The following is a 23,903-nucleotide window of genomic DNA, read 5'->3' on the forward strand; positions in this document are numbered from 1 at the left end:
AAGAGGACAGCCCTCTGCGGCGCGCTGCGTCCTCCTGCGGTTCATTCACTCAGCGGGCCATGCCTAACGCGCCGCCGTCGCGCCGATCTCGGCGACGACGCGCTCCGCGGATTCCAGCGCTCCCTCCATCCACCCCGGCTGCGACGACGCGTGCTCGCCGGCGAAGTGCACGCGCCCCTCGGCGCTCGCGATGAATGGCACCAGCGTCGACATCTGGCCCGGCCGGAACCACGCGTACGCGCCGCGCGACCACTCGTCCTCGTCCCAGCACTTCGACGTGCCGCCCTCGTACTGCTCGGCGACGCGCGGGAACAGCGTCGCCATGCCGGCGAGCGCCGCGGCCTGCCGCTCGCGCTCGCCGAGCGTCATGGTGCGCCGCGCGTTCGCGCCCGTCTGGTACGACTCCAGGATGCCGCGCGTGCCGCGCTGGTTGATCGTGCGCTCGTAGACGCCCATCACCGGCAGGTCGGTCGACGCGTTCCCCGACAGGCCGTCGTCCTGCCAGAAGCGCGTCCACGTCTGCACGTACGTGCGCGCCACCGACGTGTACTCCAGGCGGCTCACGGCGCCGCGCTTCGCGGCGGAGAACGCGGGGCTCACCTGCATGCGCCGCAGCACCGAGAAGGGGATCGCGCACACCAGCCGGTCGGCGGCGAACGTGCGCGGCGTCGCGTTGGGCCCACCGGCCGGCGTCGCGATCGCACGCACCTCGCGCTCGTCCTGCTCGATGCGCACCACCGGCGTGCCGTAGTGCACGCGGTCGGCGAGCTTCGCGGCGAGCGCCCGCGGGAGCGTGTCGGTGCCGCCGCGGATCGTGAACGACTGCTTGCGCAGCGTGCGGTGCGCGGCCTCGCGCAGCAGGTCGAGCGCGGACACGGCGTCGGGGCCGTCGCCGAGCCCACTCGGCAGCCCGACGCCGATGATCGTCAGCGCGGCCGGCGACGCGCCCTGCGTGCGCAGCAGCTCGTTGAACGTGACGCCGTCGTAGCGGCCGATGACGTCGCGCACGGTGCCGCGCGTCTCCGCATCGAGCACCGCCTGTACGTGCGGCGCGACGTAGCGGTCCCACAGCAGCCGGCTGTCGAGCGGGCGCTCCGCCTCCGTGAGCCCCGCGGGCCACGTCACGCGCTCGCCCGGCACGACCTCGATGCGCGCGCCGAGGACGTGCAGCAGCGCGTGGCCGCGCGGCGGCGCGATCGGGTCGAGCTCGAGGCCGAGCAGCCTCGCGTAGCGCAGCGCGCGCGCGTGCGAGTCGAACAGCTGCATCGCCCCCGCCTCGGCGTACAGCCCGTCGGCGAACGGCTCGCGCAGCGTGAGCACGCGGCCGCCCGGTCGCGTGCGCGCTTCCAGCACCGTGACGTCGTGGCCGGCCGCGAGCAGCTCGTACGCCGCCGCGAGCCCCGCCATGCCCGCGCCGACGACGACGATCTTCTGCGGCGCGGCGCGCCACCGTAGGCCGAGCGCGGCCGCGCCGAACGCGGCGCGCTGGAGGAACGCGCGGCGGGAGATGTCGTCGGTCATGTGGCCGCTCTTCGAAGGGCGCTCGTCCACGGACGACGTGGGCCGGAACCTACCCCAGCGTCAGCTGCCTAACAGCTCCTGATAGAACCGCACCGTCTGCTCCGCGATCGCCCGCCAGCTGAACTCCGCGAGCACGCGCTCGCGCGCCGCGCGTCCCATCCGCTCGCGACGCGCGGGATCGTCGATCAGCTCGTTCACCGCGTCGGCGAGCGCCTGCGAGAATGCCGCAGGGTCCTTCGGCTCCGCGGAGCCGTCGCCCTCCGCGTCGAGCGGCACGAGCAGCCCCGTCTCCCCCGGCACGACGATCTCCGGGATGCCGCCGACGGCCGACGCGACGACCGGCGTCTCGCACGCCATCGCCTCGAGGTTGATGATGCCGAACGGCTCGTACACCGACGGGCACACGAACACCGCGGCGTGCGCGTAGAGCGCGATGACGTCCTGCTTCGGCAGCATCTCCGGGATCCACACCACCGGCGTCGTCGTCGCGTGGCGGGTCTCGTCGACGAGCGCCGTCATCTCGGCGCCGATCTGCGGCGTGTCGGGCGCGCCGGCGCACAGCACGACCTGCACGCCGGGATGCAGCTTCGGGATCGCGCGCACGAGATGCAGGATCCCCTTCTGCCGCGTGATGCGCCCGACGAACAGCACGATCGGCACGTCGGGGTCGACGCCGAGTCGGCGGAGCGTTGCCGGGTCGGTGCGCGGCGCGTACTCGTCGGGGTCGATGCCGTTGTGGATGACGCGCACCTTGTCCGGCGCGACGCCGTAGAGCTCCTGCACGTCGCGCTTCATCGACTGGCTCACCGCGACGACTCCGTCGGCGTTGCCGTACGCCGTCTGCTCGATCCACACCGTGGCGTTGTAGCCGGTGCCGAGCTGCTCCACCTTCCACGGCCGGTGCGGCTCGAGCGAGTGGGTGGTGAGCACGAGCTTCGCGCCGGTGAGCGGCCGCGCGAGGCAGCCGGCGAGCTGCGCGTACCACGTGTGGCAGTGCACGATGTCGGGCGCCTTCACCGCGCCGACCATGGCGAGGTCGCGCAGCAGCGCGTCGAGCAGCCGCGCGTGCCGCGGGTCCTGCACCGGGAGGCTCGCCGTCGGTGCGACGCCGGTGACGTGCAGGTTGCCGCGCTCCTCGCGCTGCGTGCCGAACGACAGCACCTGCACGTCGTGCGCGCCGCCGTCGACGCGCGCCAGCTCGCGCGCCATGTACTCCACGTGCACGCCGGCGCCGCCGTACACGTTGGGCGGGTACTCGTTGGTGAAGAGGGCGATCCGCATGCGTGAGGGAGGGCTGCGTGGCTGCGTGGCTGCGTGGTTGCGTGGCTGCGTAACGGCCCGAGCGCATACGCAGCCACGCAGCCACGCAGCGGTCGTTAGATGATGGTCCCGTCCGCGATCGTCGCGTTCTTCAGGATGACGACGATGCCGTCGCGGATGTAGAAGCCGGGGCCCTCGCCTTCCTGGACGCCGCGCGTGTTCGTGATGACGCAGTTGCGGCCGATCGAGACGTTCTTGTCGACGATCGCGTTCTCGATGCGCGAGCCCTCGCCCACGCCGGGGTACGACGGCGCGTCCTGCACGCGTCCCGTCGCCTCCGGTCCCGCCCACCCGTAGTAGTCCGCGCCCATGAAGATCACGCGGTGCAGCTTCGTTTGGTGCGCGAGGTAGGAGCGGATGCCGACGACCGAGTTGGAGACGTCGGCGTCGATGATCACCGATCCCTCGCCGATGATGCTGTCGGAGACGCGCGACCGGGTGAGCTTCGCCGGCGGCAGCATGCGCGCGTTCGTGTACAGCGGCATGCGCGCGTCGTACAGGTTGAACTCGGGGTGCGGCTGGCCGAGCATGATGTGCGTCTCGAAGAACGAGCGCACCGTCCCGATGTCGTTCCAGTAGCCGGTGAACGGGTACGCCACGACGCGCCGCTCGGTGATCGCGCCGGGGATGATCTCCTTGCCGAAGTCGTGCTGGTCGGGGTGCGCGTCGAGCGCGTTGCGCAGCACGTCCGAGCCGAACACGTAGATGCCCATCGACGCGAGGTAGCGGCGGCCCGCGCGCTCCATGTCCGGCGGCACCGGGCTGTCCTTCCCGCCGATCTGCGACAGCGGCGGCTTCTCGTAGAACTCCGTGATGCGCCCCTCGCCGTCGGTCTTCAGGATGCCGAAGCCCGGCACTTCCTCGGCCGTCACCGGCGTCGCGGCGATCGTGATGTCGGCCCCCGTCTGCTTGTGGTGGTCGAGCATCACCTGATAGTCCATCGTGTACAGCTGATCGCCGGACAGGATGATGACGTGGTCGTGCGGGTAGCCGACGATGTGCAGCAGCGACTGGCGCACGGCGTCGGCCGTGCCCTGGAACCACTTCTCCGACGACGGCGTCTGCTCGGCGGCGAGGATCGTCACGAACCCGCCACGGAACCGGTCGAACACGTACGACCGTGCGATGTGGTTGTTGAGGCTCGCCGAATTGAACTGCGTGAGGACGAAGATCCGGTCGAGCCCCGAGTTGATGCAGTTGGAGATCGGCACGTCGATCAGCCGGTACTTGCCGGCGAGGGGGACGGCCGGTTTCGCGCGGTGGCGCGTGAGCGGAAACAGCCGCGTGCCGGCACCGCCGCCGAGGATGAGCGCGATCACCCGGTTCATCGATCGATCTGGGTAGAGAGTTCGAGCCGCAGGAGAGGGTTGGCCCCAGCCGCATATTCCGCTCCATCGCCCCGAGCGCTAGAGGCCCGGGCCCTACTCGTACCGCAGCGCCTCGATCGGATCCAGCCGGGCCGCCCGTCGCGCCGGCAGGAGCCCGAACACCAGCCCGATCCCCACCGACACGCCGACCGCCAGCAGCGTGAGGTTCACCGGGGGTGATGCCTGGATCTTCATGGCCGAATTGGCGACGCGTCCCACGAGCAGCCCCACCACGATCCCGATCGCGCCGCCGATCCCGGTGAGCGTCGACGCCTCGGTGAGGAACTGCAGCATGATGTCGCCGCGCGTCGCGCCGCACGCCTTGCGGATGCCGATCTCGCGCGTGCGGTCGGTGACGCTGATCATCATCACCGCCATCACGCCGATGCCGCCCACCATGAGCCCCACGCTCGACAGCACGATCATCACGAGGAAGAACACGCCGGTGATCTTGTTGAACGTGTCGAGGATCTGCTCCTGGGTGATGAAGTCGAACGTGCTCCTGTCCGCCGGGTGCAGCCGCCGCAGCTCGCGCAGCGCCACCGTCACCGCGCCCTGCGCGTCGGCCACGGTCACGCCGGGCCGGGGCTTCACGGGGATGAACAGCGCGTTCGTCTTGTCGATCGCGAACTGGCGGTCGAGCATGCGGTACGACACGATCGCGTGCACCTTCTGGCCCGGCGGCTCGAAGATGTTCTTCGCCGCCTGGTAGACGCCGATGACGCGCGCCGAGCGGCCGCCGACGCGCACCCACTTGTCGATCGGCTGCACGGCGCCGAACAGCTTCGCCGCCGCGTCGGCGTCGAGCACGACGACCCCCTCGCCGCTCCGCAGCTCGGCCGCCGTGAACCAGCGCCCGCTCGTCAGCTCGCCGCCGTAGATCTCGGGGTAGCCGTCGTCGGCGCCCATGACGACGCCGACGTTCGTGCGCACGCCGGCGTACTCGACGCGGTTCAGGATCTGCCCCCAGATGGCCGCGTAGCGGATCTCGGGGAGCGCGGCGATGCGCTGGGCCTCCTCCTCGCGCAGGTCGGGGCGGATGCGCACCCACGCCGGCAGGTTGTCGGGGTTGAGCGGCGTCTGCGAGAACACCTTCATGACGTAGAACGTCGTCGGCCCCGCGATCTCGATCGTGTGCACGATCTGCTGCTGCACGCCGCGCACGATCGCCGCCATCGCCATCACCGTCGACACGCCGATGACGACGCCGAGCACCGTGAGCGCGCTCCGCCCCTTCGCCTGCCGCATCGACTCGACCGCGGCGGCGACGTTCTCGCCTAACGACTGCAAACGGGTGAGGGATGAGGGCATGGTGTAGTGGCTGCGTAGCTGCGTGGCTGCGTAGCTGCGTGGGCGTCAGGTAGTTACGCAGCCACGCAGCCACGCAGCATTCATTCGGCCCGCATGGCTCGGATCGGATCCAGCCGCGCCGCCCGCATCGCCGGGTAGACGCCGAACAGCACGCCGACGACCGCGCCGAGGGCGAGCGCGAGCACCACGGACCACGTCGTCACGCGCGCCGGCAGCGGCGAGGCGAGCGCGACGAGCAGCGCGAGCCCCCATCCGCTGCCGGCGCCGATCGCGCCGCCGAGCGTGGCGAGCGTCGTCGACTCGGCGAGGAACTGCCGCGCGATGTCGCGCCGCGTCGCGCCTAACGACTTGCGGATCCCGATCTCGTGCGTGCGCTCGCGCACCGTCATCAGCATGATGTTCATGATCACGATGCCGCCGACGACGATGCCGATCGCGACCATCGCCGGGATCACCGAGAACAGAACCCGCGTGAGCTGCTTCCAGAAGTCGACGAGCGCGTCTGCCGTCTCCACGGAGAAGTCGTCGTCCACGGTCGGCCGCAGGTGGTGGGCGAGGCGCATCGCCTCGCGCGCCCGCGCCATGCCGTCGGCCACCTCGTCGGCGGTGCGCATCTTCACCGCCACGCTCGTCGTCTGGCGGCGGCCGTAGAGCGTCTCGAACGTCGTGATCGGCATCATCACGAAGCCGTCGAACGACTGGCCCAGGACCCGCCCTTTCGGCGCGATGACGCCGACGACGGTGAACTGCGCGCCGCGGATGCGTACCTGCCGGCCGACCGGGTCGATGCCCTCGAACAGCTTGTCGGCGACGTCGGCCCCGATCACGATCAGCGGCCGGCGCCCGCGCACGTCCGGCTCCGCCAGCGCCTCGCCGCGCGCGAAGCGGTAGTCCTGCACCACCTGGTACTCGGGCGTGACGCCGAAGATCAGCACGTCGCCGAGCGTGCGGTCGCCCCACACGACGTCGCTCTGCGGCGTCGGCCAGCCGGACGTGACGCCGACCGCCTCGGCCGTCGGCAGCGCCGCGCGCACGATCTCGGCGTCGCCGCGCGAGATCTTCGGCCGCCGCTGGATGCGCCGCCACGCCTCGTCCTCGATCAGCGCGAAGTTGATCGGCGTGCGCCGCACCTGGAACGCGTTGGAGCCCACCATCGCGTCGGCGATGTTCTCCTTCACGTACGCATTCATCCCCTGGATCACGGCGAGCACCGCGACGAGGAACCCCACGCTCACGATGATGCCGAGGAGCGTGAAGAACGAGCGGAGCTTGTTGGCGCGGATCTGTACGAGCGCCGTGAGGAGGACGTCGACGAGGCGCATGTCGGGACTCGGGACTCGGGACTCGGGACTCGGAGCCAGGCCCCGGACGGCGGGAGCGTCCTTCCCCAACTTCGCACCCGGGCCGACGATGGAGCAAATCGCCCCGAGTCCCGAGTCCCGAGTCCCGAGTCCCGAGTCCCGAATCCCGAGTCCCGAGTCCCGAGTCCCGAGTCCCGACGACCGAACGCTTTCCCCCGACCCGGCATCTAACCAGCCGAAGTGACCCAACCCGCCCTCGTCCTCCTCGCCAACGACCCCCCCCCGGTGCCCGAACCCGACCTCATCGCTCGGGTTCGCGCCGGAGACCGACTCGCCGCGCGCGCGCTGTACGACGCGCACGTCGGGCGCGTGCTCCGGCTCGCCCACCGGATCACCGGCGATGCGCACCTCGCTCGCGAGGTCACGCAGGACGCGTTCGTGAAGGCGCTCTCCCGGCTCGACCAGTTCCGCGGCGACTCGGCGTTCTCCACCTGGCTGCACCGCATCACCGTCACCGTGGCGCTGAACGCGATGAAGAAGGTGAAGCGGCAGCGCGGCCGGGAGGCGCCGATCGAGGACGCGGAGGTGCTGTCCGGCGAGGGAGAGGGCGGGGTGGATCCGGTGGTCCGGGAGCGGCTGCACCGGGCGATCGACGCGCTCCCCGAGATCTACCGCACGACGCTCATCATGCACGAGCTGGAAGGCTACTCGCACATCGAGATCGCGGAGGCGCTCGGCGTCGCCGTCGGCACCTGCAAGAGCCGGCTGTTCATCGCCCGGGCCCAACTGCGCGCCGCGCTGCGCGATCTGGAAGGAGAGATACACGGATGACCGACGACCAGCTGGACGCGCTGCTGAAGGACGCGGCGCAGACGTACCACCGCCCGCCCGACCTCCCGGAGACCGAGTCGCTGTGGGCGGCGATCGACGGGGCGCTCCCCACCGGCCCGGTCGGGATGGAGCGTCCGCGCCTCACCGTGGTGCGCGCCGAGCCGCGGCGCCGCTCGTGGCTCGCGAACCCGTGGCTGCGCACCGCCGCGGTGCTGCTGTTCGGCGTCGCGATCGGTCGCCTCTCGGCGCGCGCTGGAGGCTTCGGCGGGCCGGCCGCCGTGCCGAGCGTGGCGAGCGTGTCGACCGGCGAGCGCGACGCCGCGGCCGCGGCGGACCGCACCGACGCCGACCGCGTGGCGACGACCGAGTACCTCGGCCGCACCGAGGCGCTGCTCGCCGCGCTCCCCGCCGAGCTGCACGCGCGCCGCGCCGACCCCGCGTACCACTCGCAGGCCGACGCGCTGCTCCTGCAGACGCGGCTCCTGCTCGACTCGCCCGCCGCCTCCGACCCCGCGCTCCGCTCGCTGTTCGACGATCTCGAGGTCGTGCTCGCGCAGGTCGTGCGCCTGCGCGCCGACCGCGACCCGACGCGCGTCGAGCTGCTGCAGCAGTCGCTCGAGCAGCGCGACGTCCTCCCCCGCCTGCGCGACGCCGTCGCCGACAACGCCGCCGACTGAGACCCCTTCCCATGAACCTCCGCACCCTCGCCGGCGGCCTCGCGCTGCCGTTAGGCGCCCTCGCCGCGCAGTCCCCCGACATGGTCGACAAGATCGCGCCGCGCACAATCGAGTCGACGTGGTCGAACCCGAAGTTCACGGTCGCCGCGCCCCCCCCGTCGGCCGACAAGTTCGTGTGGAGCACGGACGTCGACCCGATGATGAAGGGCATGCGCTGGTACCAGGGCGACGCCGCCGATTCGGCGTACCGGGCCGCGTACGCGCTGTTCTCGCGCCAGGAGTACCGCACCGCCGCCGACCGGTTCGCCGAGGTGCGCACGAAGTACCCGACCACGCGCTACTTCTGTGACGCCGCGTACTACGAGGCGTTCGCGCGCTACCGCCTGGGCACCCCGAACGACCTGCGCACCGCGTACCGCGTGCTCGACGGCATGGGCAGCCGCTGCGCCGACGCGTCGCGCTCCGAGGACGTCCCCGAGCTCGCGGCGCGCGTCGACGGCGTGCTCGCGCGGCTCGGCGACGGCGACGCCACCGAGCGCGTGCGGCGCGCGGCGAGCCAGGGACGCCGCGTCTGCGACCGCGAGGAGCGCAACGTGAAGATCCAGGCGCTGTCCGCGCTCGCGCAGATGGATCCCGAGGGCGCGAAAGCGATCCTCGCGAAGGTGCTCGACAACCGCGACGAGTGCTACGCGCCGGTGCGGCGCGAGGCGCTCGGCCTCGTCGCCCGCACGTCCGACGCGAGCGCGGTGGCGCTGCTCGCCCGCGCCGCGCGCAGCGACCCGGACTTCGACACGCAGGCCGCCGCGGTCGACGCGCTCACGCGCATCGCGAACGACGCCGCGTACTCGGCGATCGAGGATCTGCTCCGTACGTCGACCGACGAGCGGCTGCAGACGGCCGCCGCCCGCGCCATGACGCGCAGCGACAGCCCGCGCGCGCAGGCCTCGGTGCGCGCGCTCGCCGAGCGCAAGGACGTCAGCGAGCGGCTCCGCATCTCCGTCATCAACTCGCTCGCCCAGCAGGGGATGAACGGCGGCGGCACGCCGCTGCCCACCGAGTACTGGCGCTCGCTCTACGGCAAGGTGGAGAGCGACGAGCTGCGGCGCGCGGTGGTGAACGCGGTGAACCGCAACAGCGACGACGGGATGCAGTTCCTGCTCGGCATCGCGCGCGGCGCGAACGAGCCGCCGTCGGTGCGCGAGCTCGCGCTCGCCCGCGTGCGGCAGCTCGCGCCGGTGGCCGACCTGTACAAGCTGTTCGAGGCCGCCGACTCGCGCGGCATCCGGCAGTCGATCGTCGCCGGGCTCGGGTCGCGCAAGGAGCCCGAGGCGACGGACCGGCTGATCGACATCGCGAAGCGCGGCACCGATCCCGAGGTGCGCGCCTCCGCGATCCGCTACCTGGGCCAGCCGGCCCGCCGCGACGACCCGAAAGTTCGCAAGGCGCTTGCCGACATCCTCGGAGGTGAGTCGTGAAGCGCGTCGCTCTCGCCGTCCTGTTGGGCGCCGTGCCGTTAGGCGCCGTGCCGTTAGGCACCGTGCCGTTAGGCGCCCAGCCGCTGGCCGCCCGCGTCGACGCGGCCGCGCCCGGTGCCGTGCAGTTCAACTTCGCCGCGCGCCCCGGCGTCTGCGGCAACGGCCGGTCGTACATCCAGACCTCGCCGGGGAGCTTCAACGGCACGTTCACCACGTCGATCGACGAGACGCTGCGCATCGAGCCGTGCACGCCGGGCCCCGTGCGCGTGCTGCTCGACCGCGCCGACCGCCAGGTGATCGCGGTGCAGACGTACGTCGGCCCGGTTCCCGAGACGGTCGGCGTCACGGACCTCGGCGCCGTGCCGGCACAGCAGGCGGCGGACTACCTGCTCGGCCTCGCCGCGAAGGCCGACGGGCGCGTCGGGCGCGACGCGATCTTCCCCGCCACGCTCGCCGACAGCGCGACGACCATCGAGCCGCTCATCGCGATCGCGCGCAACACGGCGCTGCCGCGCGACACGCGCACCCGCGCGCTGTCGTCGGCGGGACGCGGCGGCGAACGGCTGGCGACGATCCCGCCGCGCGTCGTGGACGCGATCGTCGCCGTGGCGCGCGACGAGTCGGACAACATCGAGGTGCGGCGCTCGGCGGTGCGCGCGTTAGGCGGCCTGCCGCACGGCGCCGGCGTCCCCGCGCTCGTCACGCTCGCCGGGCAGAACGCGAGCGCGTGGCTCGCGAAGGAAGGGATGTCGGCGCTCGCCGGCTCCGGCGACCCGCGCGCCCGCGAGTACCTGCGCGCCGCCGTGCGGCGCGACGATCTCACCGACGAGGCGCTCGCCGTCGCCGTGCGCGCTCTCGGGCAGCAGTACGCCACGCCGGCGGACGCGGCGCTCCTGCGCTCCGTGTATCCCAAGCTGCGCTCCGAGCGCACGCGCGACGCCGCGTTCGCCGCGATCGCCGAGGTGGGCGGTGCCGACAACGTGCGCTGGCTGCTCGACCTCGCGCGCAACGAGAGCGAGCTGTCCGCGCAGCGGCGCAAGGCGCTCGAGGCCGCGGTGCGCGCCGGCGCGCCGGTGGGCGACCTCGTGAAGCTTTACGACGCGGTGAGCGACAACGGCCTGAAGGAATCGCTCGTCTCGGCGTTCGCGCGCAGCGGCGAGCGGCCCGCGATGGACAAGCTCATCGCGATCGTCACCGGCGAGACGAACGTCAACGTGCGCCGCCGCGCGATCTCGGCGCTCGCGAACTCCGACGATCCGCGCGCGAAGGAAGCGCTGAAGGACATCGTCGTGCGCTGACGCGCGTCGCACGGCTCTTGCCCCGGAGACGGCATCAACCCCGTCTCCGAGGCAGTGGTCGATGCAGGCGAGATTCGGCGGCGTGAGCCGCATGCTGGTGCTGACGGCCGTGACGTGGATCACCGGCTGCGAGGTGCGGACCGTGCCCGCCGCGGACTCCACCGCGGCCGCGCGCCACACCGACACCGTCGCCGGCACCGTGACCACGATCCCCGGGACGCAGCGCGTCGTCGGCGCCCCCGACTCCGGCGCCTCGGATTCCGCCGCATCCGCCGCCGCGCCCGCCCCCCCCGTCACGCCGGGCGAAGCGACGGACTCCGCACCGCCGGTCATCCCGAGTGAAGCGAGGGACGCTCCCGCCGTATCGGACTCGGTCATGCACCTGGAGGTCGACGTCGCCGCGCGCCGGCTGCACGTCTTCCAGGGTGAGCGCGAGACCGCGACGTACCCGGTCGCCGTCGGGTCGACGCAGTGGCCCACGGAGCGCGGCACGTGGACGATCAAGCAGGTGATCATCAACCCCGCCTGGGTCCCGCCCGACCAGTCGTGGGCCGACGAGAGCGAGCCGAAGGCTCCTGGCGCGCCGGACAATCCGTTAGGCCGCGCGCAGCTCGTCTACGACCCGCCGCGCACCATCCACGGTACCGACAAGCCGAAGTCGATCGGCACGGCGACGTCGCACGGGTCGATCCGCATGACGAACGCGTCGATCGTGCGTCTCGCGAAGGCCGTCCTCGCCGCGTCCGGCTCGACCAGGGACGCCGCGTGGGTCGACCGCGCGCTGGCGAACCCGCACACGCGCCAGGCCGTCGACCTGCCGCACCCGGTGCCGATCGTCGTGCGGTGAGCCTCGTCAGGAGGTCGGCGGTCCGAGCAGCCACGGGAGCGACGCGACGACGAGCGCCGTGAGCAGCAGCACGCCGACGACGACGATCACCCACCACCCGCGCGCCTCCGCGTCCAGCTCCGCCGACCGCGCGTCGCCTGGCACGTAGCGCACGCGCACCGTCTGGCCGATGCTGTACGGGTTCGGGCGGTTGTACGTCGACGACGCGACGCGCACGGGCTGGCCGTCGTGCGTGATGAACTCGACGACGGGGGCGAACAGCGGGCCGCCCAGGTTCGTGCTCGTCGACGTCTTCGTCTTGAAGCCGACGATGCGCCCGTCCACCACCACGCCGCGGCGCACGAACGCGAGCCGGCGCGCGAACAGCCACCGCTCGACGCTCAGCAGGTACAGCCCCATGAGGCCGAACGCCGCCGAGAAGCCGAGCCGCGCGGCGAGCAGCGCCAGCCCGGTGAGTCGGATCGCGCCCGACACGTCAGGGCGACTGGGGCCGTGCGCGCATCGTCGTCACCACGCCCCGCTCCTCGCTGAGTGAACGGCTACGGTAACCTCGCGGATGGGGACCCGCCACCACGGGTGCGCGGAGCGCTGCTCCTGTGTGAACGAACCGCGGAGGACGCAGAGGACGCAGAGCCTTTCATCTGAACCACAGAGGACACGGAGGACACGGAGGAGATCCCTTCAGTTGGGGTCCTCTGTGTCCTCTGTGCCCTCTGTGGTTCGAACCAGATAGAGGCAGTCCTCTGCGGCCCTCCGCGTCCTCTGCGGTTCAACGACACGGCAAAGCGGTTCTCCGTGCACCCCGCGCCTCGCGACGGGGCTCGCCTTGCGACTCCCCAGGGCGAGTCGTAGGGTCAGCGCACACGCTCGCGCGACCGCACTCGGCACCGGAGAGTTCCAGCGATGGCGTACGTTCGCCGCTTCACGCTCGCGCTGCTCGGTGCGGCGCTCCCCGGCTGCGCGACGAGCCGGGCCCACCCGACGAGCGCTCCGTCGAACGTCGCGACGGCGAAGCCGCGCGTCGTCGTGACCACCGATCCGGAGCTCGACGACTCGAACTCGCTGCTCCGGTACCTGCTCTACAGCACCGACTTCCGGACCGAGGGACTCGTCTACGCCAGCAGCCAGTTCCACTGGAAGGGCGACGGCACGGGAAAGAAATGGTTCGTCCCCAATCGTGAGTACACGCGGTTCGGGTTGAACCTGTGTCCCTGCGAGTCGTGGCGGTGGGCGCCCGGCGAGCGATTCATCGACGACGCCGTCGACGTCTACGAGCGTGTGTATCCGAACCTGCGCGTCCACCGCGCGGACTATCCCACGCCGGCCACGCTGCGCTCGAAGGTCCGATGGGGGAACGTGGAGTTCGACGGCGACATCTCGAAGGACACGCCGGGCTCCGATCTCATCCGCGACCTCCTGCTCGACGACGATCCCGAGCCGGTCTACCTGCTGGCGTGGGGCGGTGCGAGCACCATCGCGCGCGCGCTGAAGTCGATCCAGGAGCGCACCGAGGGCACCGCCGCGTGGGACGCGGTCCGCGCGAAGGTCTCGCGCAAGGCGATCCTCTCGCTGTCCGGCGACCAGGACGACACGTACGCCACCTACATCCACCCCAACTGGCCCGACATCCGGTCGCTCGCCGCCGGCCAGGGCGGCGTCAACGTCGCGTACGGCGCGTTCGTGTTCGCGTCCGCGGAGAACGCGCCGTACTTCAGCGTCGAGTGGACGCGCGCGAACGTCTCGAGCCGCGGGCCGTTAGGCGCGCACTACCGCGTGTGGGGCGACGGCAAGCAGATGGTGCCGGGCGACCGCTTCGACTACTTCGGCATCTCCGGCCAGACCGCCGCCGAGCTGCGCGCGAAAGGCTACGTCGTGTGGCTGCCGCCGCGGCCGAAGGGCGAGTTCCTCGGCGAGGGCGACACGTTCACGTTCTTCAACCTCGTCGCCAACGGGCTCGACGCGTACCACGACGACACGCCCGGCGGGTGGGCGGGGCACGTCACCGTGAACCCGGCGTCGCGGAGCGCGGCGCCGCGCGCGCCGGGCGGCGCCGCGACGTCGATCGACAGCTTCATGCGCAGCCTCGAAGGAATCGGGCCGGAGGGTCCGGCGACGCGTCCACCGTCGCCGCAGCCGAACTTCACGCCCGCCGCGCAGAACGACTTCGCCGCGCGCGTGCAGTGGTCGGTGACGCCGCGGTACGCGGACGCGAACCACGAGCCGACGGTGACGCTGCAAGGAAGCGCGCACGTCTCCGCGCGCCCCGGCGAGACGGTGCGCCTCGCGGCCACGGTGTCGGACCCCGATCGCAACGCGGTCGCCGTGCGGTGGTGGCGATGGAAGGACGTCGACACCTACCCCGGCGACGCGAGCCCCGCGGAGCCCACCGCGCCCGTCACGCATCTCCGGGTGCCCGACGACGCGCTGCCGGGCCAGACGATCCAGCTCGTGCTCCAGGCGACCGACGACGGGACGCCCCCGCTGACGAGCTATCGGCGGGTCGTCGTGACGGTGACGCGCTGAGCCGCGAACAAGCCGGCCGCCGCGCTCACCACCGTCGCGCGAGTCCCGCGACGCCCAACGCGAGTGCCAGCGCGAGGTAGCCGAGCACGAGCCCCGGCCGCTTCAGCTTGCACCGCGTTTCCGTGAGCCCCGCGCGGATCGCGCGCCGGTACGCCCACAGTCCGAGGGCGCTCATCGCGATCACCACGGCCGGTGGGCCTAACGCCCACGCGAGCAGCGCCACGGTCGTCATGACGCAGAAGCGCACCGGATCCGGCACCCCCGCCGGCCGCGGCGCGCTCACGACTCCTCACCGAGGAGAGCTCCTCGAGCGTCGGTACCCAAACCACTCGGAGTCGTACGATGTGATGAGCCGTACGCCGCCACGGCCCGTGCCCGCTCCGAGAGCTTCTGCGCGCCGAGCGCCGGCCATGCCTGCACCGCGCAGAACGGCGCGCATTGATGCACGGGACTCGGGACAGTCGGGACAGTCGGGACTCGGGACGCGGGACTCGGGGGGGACGAGTCCCGAGTCCCGAGTCCCGAGTCCCGACTGTCCCGACTGTCCCGACGTGCACGCAGCACTGCAGCAGCCGCTCCTCGAGCATCGTGTGCACGTCCATGAACGGCTTCACGGTGATCCGCTTCACCCGCTCGCTCACGAGTCGGCGGAACGCCGCGCGGCGGCCGAGCAGCGACTCGCCGGCGAGGCGCAGGAGCGTGCTGAGCCCCAGATCGCAGCTCTCGCAGACGTCGCGGAAGAGCTGCGCGACCGTGGGATGCGTGAGGGAGCTCTGCTCGCTCAGCAGGTTGAGCAGCGAGTGCTGCAGCAGCGCGCGCAGATCCGCGGACAGCTCCGGGTCGTTGATGCGGTTCGCGACGAGTCCGAGGTGCTGCTTCAGGCGGTCGTGGCCGATCATGCCGACGAGCGACTTCCACGCGCCGCCGTCGGTGCGGATCATGTAGCCCACGCTGCAGCAGTGCGGGTGCGAGCACGGCAGCGCGGTGAGGTCGCGCCACGTCACCATGCCGCCGGTCTGCGGACCCAGTCGGCGCAGCACGCCGCCGTGCGTCAGCCGCCGCGTCGGGTCGATCGGCGTCGAGCGGCCGGAGCCGAACTGCGGCTGGATCGAGACGCCGCCGACGAACGGCGTGTCGAGCGCCAGCGCGATGACGCTGCCGATCTCGTCGTCGTTCACGCCCGACGCGGCGGTCATCGTCAGCGTCGTGAACACGCCCGCATCGCTCAACCGGCGCACCGCGTCTGCCTTGATGCGGCGCAGATCCGCGCCGCGATGCGCGAGGTGCGTCTCGCGCCGGAACCCGTCGTGCTGCAGGTAGACCTCGACGCGCGTGTTGTGCCGCTCGAGCAGCCGCAGCGTCGCGTCGCTCGTGGCGATCTTCACGCCGTTCGTGTTGAGGAGGATCCGCACCACGTCGCGCTCGACGAGCGCGTCGAGCAGGCGAGCGAGCTCGGGGTGCAGCGTCGGTTCGCCGCCCGAGAGCATGAGGACGTCGATGCGCCCGTTCTCGCGCGCGAGCCGCTGGTCGACGTTGTCGAGCACCTCCGCCACGGGCACGAAGCCGTGCGTGTGCGGCGACGAGCCGGCGAAGCAGGTGGGGCAGGTGAGGTTGCACGTCGCCGCGACGTCCTCCAGCAGGATGCACGTGTGCTGCGTCTGCATCTCGCCGAGCCCGCGCAGGTACGCCGACGGCACCGGGTCGAAGTTCCCCGCCACGTCCGGCGTGTGCGTCTTCGTCGGCGCCGTCCACTGCTCGAGGTACGCGAGGATCTCGGGGTCCTCGTCGTAGAGCGTGGTGATCCGGCCGTGGCGCGCGCACCCGCGCTCGAGCCACACGCGTCCGTCGCGCTCCGCGAGGTAGCCGCCGAGCCGCGGCACCTCGGCGAGCGGCCGCCCGGGCTCCTCGGCGTGACACTGCGGGCAGAACGCGGCGACGTAGCGGAGGATGCGATCGCCCCTCAATCCCATGCCGGGCATGGATGGTCTCCTTGATTACGGCGCGGGCGATACGCGCGGACGATACGGCGCGACGCGGCGCGAGCACCGTTTCACACCGCTCGACGGCGCAGCACGGCGCCGTTCAGCGGTGTGAGACGTCGTTCGCGCATCATCGCGCCGTATCGTCCGCGCCGTATCGCCCGCGTCGGTCACGGCGCCGTTTCAGTGAAAGTTCGTGCCCGAGATGGCGACGATGCAGCCGCCGAAGATCACCGCCGCCACCGTGAAGCCGATCGCGAGCCGCGCCATGACCGCGCGCTGCCGTGCGTCGCCGCCGCGCACGAGCGCGACGACGGCGACGACCGCCGCGATCAGCAGCGCGGCGCCGAAGGGCACGTTCGACGCGAACGCCGAGCCGAGGACCGCGAACGCGACCCAGAACAGCAGGAACCCGCCGCAGCCTAACGCGACGCTCCGCCCGCCGCTGATCGGCGGTGCCGGGGACGCGGCGGGCGGCACCGGCGGCACCGGCGGCACCGGCGGCACCGGCGGTGGGAGCGGATCTTCGGGCGTCGTCATGCGGTCACCGGGAGCGCGCGCCGGCGCGCGAAGTAGGCGGCGAGCAGTGCCCCGCTCGGGATCAGGAAGAGCTGCGAGCGCGTGAGTCCGAGCCACACCACCTCGTTGCCGCGCACGAACTCCACGCCGAAGCGGAACACGGCATAGGCGAGCAGATACTGCTTGAACAGATCCCCCTCCACGTGCGGCCGCGGACGGAGCCACCACCACAGCGCCGCGAACGCCGCGAGGTGGAACAGGATCTCGTACGCGAACGACGGGTGCAGCGCGCTGCCGACGCACCACGCCGGGCACCCCGCGATCGCCGCCGCCTCGCCGGGCGTTAGGCGCATGCCCCACGGCAGCGTCGTCGGCGTCCCTGGCGGCTCGGTCAGCAGGCACCCCACGCGTCCGACCGCCATCCCGAGCGCCACCGCGGGCGCGAACAGATCGCCCGTGCGCCGCCGGTAGCCGACGACGCCCTTCGTGAGCACCGCGCCGACGTACGCGCCGGCGAGCCCGCCGAGAACGCTGCGCCCACCGCGCACGAGGATCCCCACCGCCGACGCGTCGCCCGTCGCCGCGACGTAGCGCCACACCGTGGCGAGCTTCGCGCCCACGGCCCCTCCGGCGAGCGTGCCGACGACGATCCACAGCACGCGCTCGTCCCCCCACGCGCCGAGGCGCCGCGCCTCGTGGCGGAACACGAGCGCGGCGACGACCACGCCGAGGAGGACGAGCGTGTCGTGCGTGGGCACGGTGACGGCGCCGAACTGGATCAGGATGGGCCGCATGCGCGTCGAGTCGAGGTGCGCGGTTCTTGCCGCAGCGACGCGCTAGGGTAACGTCCGTCCGCGGGCGTCGCGAGGCCGACGTCCGCCGCCCGGAGGCGTGCATGCCGGTACGCATCGAGCACGACGGGGATCTCGCCCACGCGGAACGGCGACGCGTCGTGCCGCTCGTCGTCTCCGCGTTCATCGCGGCGGGGCTCTCGTGCAGCGGCAACTGCCCGCCGGTCACCGAGGTGCCACGGGTGCTCGCCCCGCGCTACCGGCTGGTACAGAGCGCGACCGGTCAGCTGCCGCCGGTGGTGCTCTCCGACGACGGGCAGCGGCGCGTGCGCCTGCTCGGAGACACGCTCGTCTTCACGCCGAGCGGATCGGCGGCGCTGCCGAGAGGCACGTACGTTGAGATCCTCGTGCTCGGCGTGCGCGACGGGACCGCCGACGAGGTCGCGACGCGCACCGTGTCGGGAGCGCGCGCCTACACGCTCGTGTCCTCCGACAGCCTCTATGCGCTGTCCGAGTTCCCCGGCATTCCCCCGGGCGCGCCGCGCACCGTGAACTTCGTTCTCAGGGCGGCGGGCAGCATGGCCGTCATCGCCGGCGTCGGGATATACACAGCGCCCTGAACGCGCGGGCGGTCAGGCCTCGAGCGCGTGGATCGCCCGCTCGATCTCCTCGCGCAGCGCCGCCTCGCGGTCCGCGTCGTCCGGCAGCCGCTCCGCCAGCGCCGTGAACTGCCGCAGCATCTCGTCCTCCACGATGCGGCGCGTCGGCGAATGCACGCCGAGGTGCTGGAGCCCGATGCGGGCGAGGTCGCGGAGCAGCTTGCGCGTGTCGGCGTGCAGCCCGGCGAGCGTGCTCGGACTCGGCGCCGCGGGGGCGTCGTTAGGCAGGGCGCGTCGCGGTGCGTGCGCCGCGGCGGCCGGCGCGAGCTCCACGACGAACGAGCCCGCCGTGTGCTCGCGGTACGTGGCGACGACGTGCCGCCGCCGGAGCGACGCGAGCAGCTCGGAGACGCCCGCGCGCACCACCGAGACGCGGTCCGCGCTCGCGTTGCCGCGCCCGGTGATGACGAGCACCTCGGCGCCCGTCTGCAGCGTCGCCTGCCGCTCGCGCAGCCACGCCTCCGTGCGCGCGACCGCCTCGCCGCGCGTCGGCAGATGCGCGCGCAGGTTCAGCGTGCGGCCGTCGCCGAACGCGAGCTCGTCGAACGCCCGCTCGACGCCGACGCGCCGCGCGCCGCCCTCCTTCCGCGCGCGGCTCACCGGGTCACTTCAGCGCCGCCCTCAGCACCACGCCGTCGATCGGCTCGGTGGGCGGCACACCGAGCACCGCGGCGAGCGTCGGTGCGATGTCCACCGTGCGCACGAACGCACCGTATTTCCCCGGCTTGAACGGCGGGCCGTAGAAGATCAGCGACACGCGCGTGTCGTAGTCGTGCGGCGAGCCGTGCGTCGCGTACTGCGTCTGCGCGTAGTACACGTACGGCTCCAGCGTCACGTACGCGACCGCATCGAGGTCGTCGGGCGTCATGTGCAGCCAGCGGCGCGCGTACTTGTCGCGCGACGCGAGCGACGCGAGCTCCTCGCGGCGGTAGACCCGCATGACGCCCTTCACCTTCGACAGGTCGGCGACGAGCGCGCGCACCACCGAGTCGGCGTTCACGCCGGCGCGCGTCACTGCCGGCTTGTCGAGCAGCACGACGCCGCTCTCGAAGTCGAACGCGTCGCGCGGCACGTGGCGGTCGTCGAGCGCCTGCTTCACGCGCTGCAGCACCGGCGCCACGTCGGCGCGCCCCTGCGACGGGTTCGCCGCGAAGTGCAGCTCCGGGTACGGCGCCATGCCGTGGTCCGCCGTCAGCGCGATGATCACGCGCGACGAGTCGCGGAGCTTGTACAGCGAGTCGAGGAACGCGCCGAGCGCGCGGTCGAGGCGCAGGATGTGGTCGTGCATCTCGCGCGAGTCCATCCCGTAGCGATGCCCCACCGCGTCCGTGGTGGAGAGCGACACCGCGAGCACGTCGGGCGCCGGGCCGGTGCCTAACTTCAGCTGCTGCAGCCCCTCGAGTGCGAGGTCGAGCGTGAGCTGGTCCATCCACGGATAGTTCGTCAGCTCACCCGCCTCGGCGGCCGAATCCGTCGGGAACACGTGCGGGAACGTGTACGCCTTGCCGCCGTTCTCGAGCGCCACGCTGTCCGGTTCCCCGTACTGGCTCGCCGGCAGCAGCAGGTCCCACGTCTGTCCGGCGAACCGCTTCAGCGGGCCGCCGCCGCGTGCGTTGAACTGCCGCACCCACGTCGGCAGCGTGTCCGCGTAGTACGTGCTCGTCGTGAACGTGCCGTTGCCGCCGTACCAGAGCACCGTCTGGTGCGCGCGCCCCATCGGCAGGATCGCGCCGCGGTCCTTGCGCGACACGCTGAGCGCGCGCGTGCGCGGGTCGGCGGTGCGCATCCAGTCGGTGAGCACGGTGCCGCGGAATCGGAACGGCGACACCGGATCCGCCTTCGGCGCGCCGATGACCGGCGCCTGCGGGTCCTGCACGCCGGCGTTGTTGCGCACGATGCCGGTGTGCGACGGGAAGCGGCCGCTCATCACGCTCGCGTGTCCCGGCGCGGTCTCGGTCGTGCCGTGGTCCTGGTTCGCGTCGGTGAACACCGCGCCGCCGTCCCACAGCCGCTTCAGGCCGCCCGTGAGCTGCGACCCGAAGCGCGTGAAGTAGACCGGCGTCCCCTGGTCGATCGTGAAGAAGACGACGAGCGTGGGCCGTTGCGTGGGCCGTTGGGCGCCGAGCGGTGCGGCGCCGAGCGCGACGCCGAGCGCCGCCGCGAGGAGTCGATGTCTCATGCCGAATTGTACAACGAGGGCAGGAGGGCAGGAGGGCAAGAGCGCACGAGGGCAGGAGCGGTTCTGAGGCTCCTGCCCTCGTGCGCTCCTGCCCTCCTGCCCTCGCGCGCTCAGCGCGCGGCGGGCACCACCCAGACGCCGTTCTCCGTCGGCGAGAGCGTCGCCTTCAGCGCGTCGCCGGGCATCACGGCCACCGGGCCGCTGCCGGTCGAGAAGCGGCGCGCGAACGGCACCGCGACGATGTTGATGAGACCCGAGCTGGAGACCACGTTGCGCGGCACGACGAGTCGCGCCGTCGAGCCCGCGTTCACCTGGCCGAGCCGCACCGCCACACCGTTCTGCGGCACCGCGTATACCGTGGCCATGTCCCAGGCCTGGTTGTCGAACTGGATCGTGACCGGCGCGTCGCGGTTCGCGACTGCCGCCGAGTCCGTCGTGGCCCGCTCCGCGGGCGTCGCCGGATGATGCGTGGCCATGCCGAGGGCCAGCGCGAGTGGAATCATGAGAAACGGGAGCATCGCTGCCTCTCCTTTCGGTTGCTTCGTGGTGATACACCAGGGGAGACGCCGCGATCGGCCGATCGTTAGCACCGGTAAGTAATCCGCCACCCGCACCGCCCGAGCCATGGCCCTCGACCTCGCCGCCCGCCGCCGCGCCCGCACGTGGATCGCGCTCCTCGCGGCCGTCATGTTCCTCGTCGCCGCGCTCGTGCCGAAGCTCCAGGGGCAGGGCATCAACCGCACGATGCTGTACCTCGCGATCCTCTTCCTCGCCATCTCGCGCGTCTGGCGGCGCCGCGATCGGTGAGGCGACGACGGCGGGCTCGGATTCACGGTGCGGTTCCTGCGCGACGTGCGGGCGTGACTCCGGAGCGTCTCCAATCCGCGCTCGGCGACGCGTACCGCGTGCAGCGCGCGCTCGCCGGCAGCGCGCGCGATGCGGCGGCGCACGCGTTTCTCGCCCGCGACGCCGCGTTAGGCACTCCCGTCGTCGTGCGCACGCTTCCCGCGCACATCGTCGCGGACCTCAGCGCGGAGCGCTTCGCGCGGGAGGTCGTCGCCGCGCGCCGGCTGCGCCACCCGAACGTCGCGCCGGTGCTCGATGCCGGTGTGGTGCCCGATGCGGGCGCGTCGCACCACGGTGTGCCGTACTGGATCGTGCCGTTCGTCGACGGCGCGTCGGCGCGCGAGCGGCTGCGCGCCGCGCCGGGCGGCGTGCCGCTCGACGAGGCCGTGCCGATCCTCCGCGACGTCGCCCGCGCGCTCGACCACGCGCACGACACGGGCATCGTGCACCGCGACCTGAAGCCGGAGCACGTGCTGCTCTCCGCGGGCGGCGCGGTGGTGATCGACTTCGGCGTCGCGAAGGCCGTCGACCACGCGACGCGCGACGGCGCGCCTCCCGACGCGCTCGTCGCGGCGTGCGACACGGCCCTCACGCGCGTCGCCCACGCCGTCGGCACGCCCGGCTACATGGCCCCCGAGCAGGCCGCCGCCGACCCGTCGCTCGACCATCGGGTGGACCTGTACGCGTGGGGCGTGCTCGCCCACGAGCTGCTGACCGGCGCGCGACCCGCCGGCGCCGCTTCCATCGCCGACGCCCCGCCCGCGCTCTCCGCCCTCGTCGCGCGGTGCCTCGAGCGTCTCCCCGCCCGCCGCCCGCCGTCCGCCCGCGCCCTGCTCGACGCGCTCGCGTAGGTTGCAGGCATGCCGAAGTCTCACCCCGCCACGCTCTGGTTCGTCCGCCACGGCGAGAGCATCGCCAATCAGGTCCGCACCGAGGCGTTCGGGCGCGACGTGCACGAGGTCGACCTCACCCACCGCGACGTCGACGTCCCGCTGAGCGCGCGCGGCGAGCGGCAGGCGAGCGCGCTCGGACGGTGGTTCGCCGAGCTCCCGGCGTCGGAGCGTCCGACCGTCGTCGTCGCGTCCCCGTACGTGCGCGCCGCCGCCACGGCCGAGCGCATCGCGGCGGCCGGCGGCGCCCCGTCGGACATCACGTTCGACGAGCGGGTGCGCGAGAAGGAGCTCGGCCTGTTCTACCGGCTCACCCGCGCCGGCATCGAGGCGCGCTACCCCGACCAGTGGGCGCTCCGCGTCCAGCTCGGCCGCTTCTGGTTCCGTCCCCCGGGCGGGGAGAGCTGGGCCGACGTCGCGCTCCGGCTCCGCGGTGCGCTCCACGACATCTGCCGCGACCACGCCGGCGAGCGTGTGCTCGTCGTCTGCCACCAGGTCGTCGTCCTGTGCGCCCGCTACGTGATCGAGCGCATGACCGAGCGCGACATCGTGCACGTCGCGCGCACGCACGACGTCGCGAACTGCTCGGTGACGTCGTACCGCGGCACGCCCGACGGGCTGCGGCTCGACCGGTTCAACTTCACCGTGCCGCTCGAGGTCGAGGGCGCCCCGGTGACCGCGGAGCCGAACGTGTCCGCACGCGTCGGGTAGCCGTGCATGACTCCACGTACGTTGTTCGGTGGGACTGAAGGAGGATTGAAGGAGGACTGAAGAAGGACAAGCACAACGCCGTTGTTGTTGTCCTCCTTCAGTCCTTCTTCAGTCCTTCTTCAGTCATAGTGAAACTCGTACGTGGAGCCCTGAAGAGCACACCATGACCACGCCTCGCCTCCGATCGCGTCTCTCGCCTGCCGGCGCCGCCCTCCTGGCGGCGATCGTCGGCGTCGGCGCGTGGCTCGGGGCCCGCACGCCCGGCGCCGCCGCCGACCGCGCCGCCGACGCCGCGGCGGCCCGCGCGGCGACGCTCGCCGGCGGCGCGGAGGCGGGCCTCGTCGCGTTCCGCGCCCGCACGCTCGACGGCACGGTGCTCCCGCTCGCGAAGGTGGCCGAGCCGACGGTCGTCATGGTGAGCTCGGAGACGTGCCAGTACTGCAAGGCCGCGCTCCGCGAGATGGGCCGCGTCGCCGCCGGCCGGCCGCTGCACGGCCTGCGGCTCGTCACGCTGGAGGGCGCCGCGGCCGGCGTGCCCATGGTCCAGGCCGCGAACGTCGACGGCGCCACGCTCGCCGGCCCGGTGTCGCCGTCGGCCGAGTCGATGCTCGCCCTCCAGATCCGCGGCACGCCGACGTTCGTCGCGCTGGATGCCAGGGGACGGGTCACGGGGACGCTCGTCGGCTACCCGGGAGCCGAGGCGTTTCGAGGGTGGGTCGGGGTGATGCTCGGCGAGCGGGGGAGGCCGGAATGAGAAGCGCCGATTACGGCGCGGGCGGTGAAGCGCTTCACCGCCGGCGCCCTATCGCCCGCGCCGTAAGCAGCGCCGTGCACGACAGGAATAACCGCCCCGGTAGT

At 72.4% G+C, this 23,903-nt stretch carries 23 protein-coding genes and 1 pseudogene; 11 read left to right on the forward strand and 13 right to left on the reverse strand.

Annotated features, from left to right (window positions below; all coding sequences use genetic code 11):
- Nucleotides 1-63: 63 nt before the first annotated feature.
- The 5 genes from J421_RS07040 to J421_RS07060 form a co-directional block, all read right to left on the reverse strand.
- Complete coding sequence (locus J421_RS07040) at nucleotides 64-1,521, reverse strand: flavin monoamine oxidase family protein (protein ID WP_025410469.1); 1,458 nt, start codon at nucleotides 1,519-1,521, stop codon at nucleotides 64-66.
- A gap of 60 nt (nucleotides 1,522-1,581) precedes the next feature.
- Complete coding sequence (glgA, locus tag J421_RS07045; protein ID WP_025410470.1) at nucleotides 1,582-2,802, reverse strand: glycogen synthase; 1,221 nt, start codon at nucleotides 2,800-2,802, stop codon at nucleotides 1,582-1,584.
- Nucleotides 2,803-2,897: 95 nt separating this feature from the next.
- Complete coding sequence (locus J421_RS07050; RefSeq protein WP_025410471.1) at nucleotides 2,898-4,169, reverse strand: glucose-1-phosphate adenylyltransferase; 1,272 nt, start codon at nucleotides 4,167-4,169, stop codon at nucleotides 2,898-2,900.
- A 93-nt stretch (nucleotides 4,170-4,262) separates the two neighbouring features.
- On the reverse strand, nucleotides 4,263-5,519 hold the full coding sequence (locus J421_RS07055) for an ABC transporter permease (protein WP_104022351.1): 1,257 nt from the start codon (nucleotides 5,517-5,519) through the stop codon (nucleotides 4,263-4,265).
- Between the two features lie 80 nt (nucleotides 5,520-5,599).
- On the reverse strand, nucleotides 5,600-6,841 hold the full coding sequence (locus J421_RS07060; protein ID WP_025410473.1) for an ABC transporter permease: 1,242 nt from the start codon (nucleotides 6,839-6,841) through the stop codon (nucleotides 5,600-5,602).
- A gap of 264 nt (nucleotides 6,842-7,105) precedes the next feature.
- Here J421_RS07060 and J421_RS07070 point away from each other — a divergent pair, with 264 nt between their 5' ends.
- The 5 genes from J421_RS07070 (at nucleotide 7,106) to J421_RS32640 (ending at nucleotide 11,948) form a co-directional block, all read left to right on the forward strand.
- Nucleotides 7,106-7,651 (forward strand): RNA polymerase sigma factor, encoded by a 546-nt coding sequence (locus J421_RS07070; protein WP_025410474.1) that lies wholly within the window; start codon nucleotides 7,106-7,108, stop codon nucleotides 7,649-7,651.
- Nucleotides 7,648-8,328: a hypothetical protein gene (locus tag J421_RS07075; protein WP_025410475.1), complete on the forward strand. Its 681-nt coding sequence runs from the start codon at nucleotides 7,648-7,650 to the stop codon at nucleotides 8,326-8,328. Before J421_RS07070 ends, J421_RS07075 begins: the two co-directional genes overlap by 4 nt.
- An 11-nt stretch (nucleotides 8,329-8,339) precedes the next feature.
- Nucleotides 8,340-9,803, forward strand: coding sequence for a HEAT repeat domain-containing protein (locus tag J421_RS07080; protein ID WP_025410476.1), 1,464 nt, complete (start codon nucleotides 8,340-8,342; stop codon nucleotides 9,801-9,803).
- On the forward strand, nucleotides 9,800-11,101 hold the full coding sequence (locus J421_RS07085) for a HEAT repeat domain-containing protein (protein WP_025410477.1): 1,302 nt from the start codon (nucleotides 9,800-9,802) through the stop codon (nucleotides 11,099-11,101). Before J421_RS07080 ends, J421_RS07085 begins: the two co-directional genes overlap by 4 nt.
- Before the next feature lie 61 nt (nucleotides 11,102-11,162).
- Nucleotides 11,163-11,948, forward strand: coding sequence for a L,D-transpeptidase (locus tag J421_RS32640; protein ID WP_025410478.1), 786 nt, complete (start codon nucleotides 11,163-11,165; stop codon nucleotides 11,946-11,948).
- 6 nt (nucleotides 11,949-11,954) lie between these two features.
- Here the strand turns inward: J421_RS32640 and J421_RS07100 are convergent, their stop codons facing one another.
- On the reverse strand, nucleotides 11,955-12,422 hold the full coding sequence (locus J421_RS07100; protein ID WP_025410479.1) for a DUF3592 domain-containing protein: 468 nt from the start codon (nucleotides 12,420-12,422) through the stop codon (nucleotides 11,955-11,957).
- Between the two features lie 429 nt (nucleotides 12,423-12,851).
- Between J421_RS07100 and J421_RS07105 the strand changes: the two genes are divergently transcribed.
- Nucleotides 12,852-14,471, forward strand: coding sequence for a nucleoside hydrolase-like domain-containing protein (locus J421_RS07105; protein WP_025410480.1), 1,620 nt, complete (start codon nucleotides 12,852-12,854; stop codon nucleotides 14,469-14,471).
- Between the two features lie 25 nt (nucleotides 14,472-14,496).
- Here J421_RS07105 and J421_RS34755 read toward each other — a convergent pair whose 3' ends face one another.
- From J421_RS34755 to J421_RS07125, 4 genes and pseudogenes are all read right to left on the reverse strand, one after another.
- Complete coding sequence (locus tag J421_RS34755) at nucleotides 14,497-14,754, reverse strand: hypothetical protein (RefSeq protein ID WP_025410481.1); 258 nt, start codon at nucleotides 14,752-14,754, stop codon at nucleotides 14,497-14,499.
- Nucleotides 14,751-16,441: pseudogene (locus tag J421_RS07115) on the reverse strand (radical SAM protein). Before J421_RS07115 ends, J421_RS34755 begins: the two are co-directional and overlap by 4 nt.
- Nucleotides 16,442-16,633: 192 nt before the next feature.
- A complete protein-coding gene (locus tag J421_RS32645; RefSeq protein WP_158508672.1) occupies nucleotides 16,634-16,990 on the reverse strand; it encodes a hypothetical protein in 357 nt (118 codons plus the stop codon).
- Nucleotides 16,987-17,763 carry a prolipoprotein diacylglyceryl transferase gene (locus J421_RS07125; protein ID WP_104022356.1) on the reverse strand — a complete coding sequence of 259 codons (777 nt, stop codon included), beginning with the start codon at nucleotides 17,761-17,763 and terminating at the stop codon, nucleotides 16,987-16,989. The genes J421_RS32645 and J421_RS07125 overlap by 4 nt, the downstream gene beginning before the upstream one ends.
- Before the next feature lie 101 nt (nucleotides 17,764-17,864).
- Here J421_RS07125 and J421_RS07130 point away from each other — a divergent pair, with 101 nt between their 5' ends.
- Nucleotides 17,865-18,380 (forward strand): hypothetical protein, encoded by a 516-nt coding sequence (locus tag J421_RS07130; RefSeq protein WP_025410483.1) that lies wholly within the window; start codon nucleotides 17,865-17,867, stop codon nucleotides 18,378-18,380.
- A gap of 12 nt (nucleotides 18,381-18,392) precedes the next feature.
- Here J421_RS07130 and J421_RS07135 read toward each other — a convergent pair whose 3' ends face one another.
- From J421_RS07135 to J421_RS07145, 3 genes are all read right to left on the reverse strand, one after another.
- The gene (locus tag J421_RS07135; protein ID WP_025410484.1) at nucleotides 18,393-19,019 is read right to left on the reverse strand and encodes a Smr/MutS family protein; all 627 of its coding nucleotides are present in this window, start codon (nucleotides 19,017-19,019) and stop codon (nucleotides 18,393-18,395) included.
- 4 nt (nucleotides 19,020-19,023) lie between these two features.
- Entirely contained in the window at nucleotides 19,024-20,598 is a 1,575-nt protein-coding gene (locus J421_RS07140) for an alkaline phosphatase family protein (RefSeq protein ID WP_025410485.1), read from the reverse strand.
- Between the two features lie 110 nt (nucleotides 20,599-20,708).
- A complete protein-coding gene (locus J421_RS07145) occupies nucleotides 20,709-21,116 on the reverse strand; it encodes a hypothetical protein (RefSeq protein ID WP_025410486.1) in 408 nt (135 codons plus the stop codon).
- A gap of 106 nt (nucleotides 21,117-21,222) precedes the next feature.
- Between J421_RS07145 and J421_RS32650 the strand changes: the two genes are divergently transcribed.
- The 4 genes from J421_RS32650 to J421_RS07160 all read left to right on the forward strand — a co-directional run bounded on the left by J421_RS32650 (nucleotide 21,223) and on the right by J421_RS07160 (nucleotide 23,799).
- Complete coding sequence (locus J421_RS32650; protein ID WP_025410487.1) at nucleotides 21,223-21,405, forward strand: hypothetical protein; 183 nt, start codon at nucleotides 21,223-21,225, stop codon at nucleotides 21,403-21,405.
- 53 nt (nucleotides 21,406-21,458) lie between these two features.
- On the forward strand, nucleotides 21,459-22,295 hold the full coding sequence (locus J421_RS07150) for a serine/threonine-protein kinase (RefSeq protein ID WP_025410488.1): 837 nt from the start codon (nucleotides 21,459-21,461) through the stop codon (nucleotides 22,293-22,295).
- Nucleotides 22,296-22,304: 9 nt separating this feature from the next.
- Nucleotides 22,305-23,045 (forward strand): histidine phosphatase family protein, encoded by a 741-nt coding sequence (locus tag J421_RS07155; RefSeq protein WP_025410489.1) that lies wholly within the window; start codon nucleotides 22,305-22,307, stop codon nucleotides 23,043-23,045.
- A gap of 163 nt (nucleotides 23,046-23,208) precedes the next feature.
- Complete coding sequence (locus tag J421_RS07160; protein WP_025410490.1) at nucleotides 23,209-23,799, forward strand: TlpA family protein disulfide reductase; 591 nt, start codon at nucleotides 23,209-23,211, stop codon at nucleotides 23,797-23,799.
- Nucleotides 23,800-23,903: the final 104 nt, after the last annotated feature.

The organism is Gemmatirosa kalamazoonensis, assembly GCF_000522985.1.
Classification (GTDB): Bacteria; Gemmatimonadota; Gemmatimonadetes; order Gemmatimonadales; family Gemmatimonadaceae; genus Gemmatirosa; species Gemmatirosa kalamazoonensis.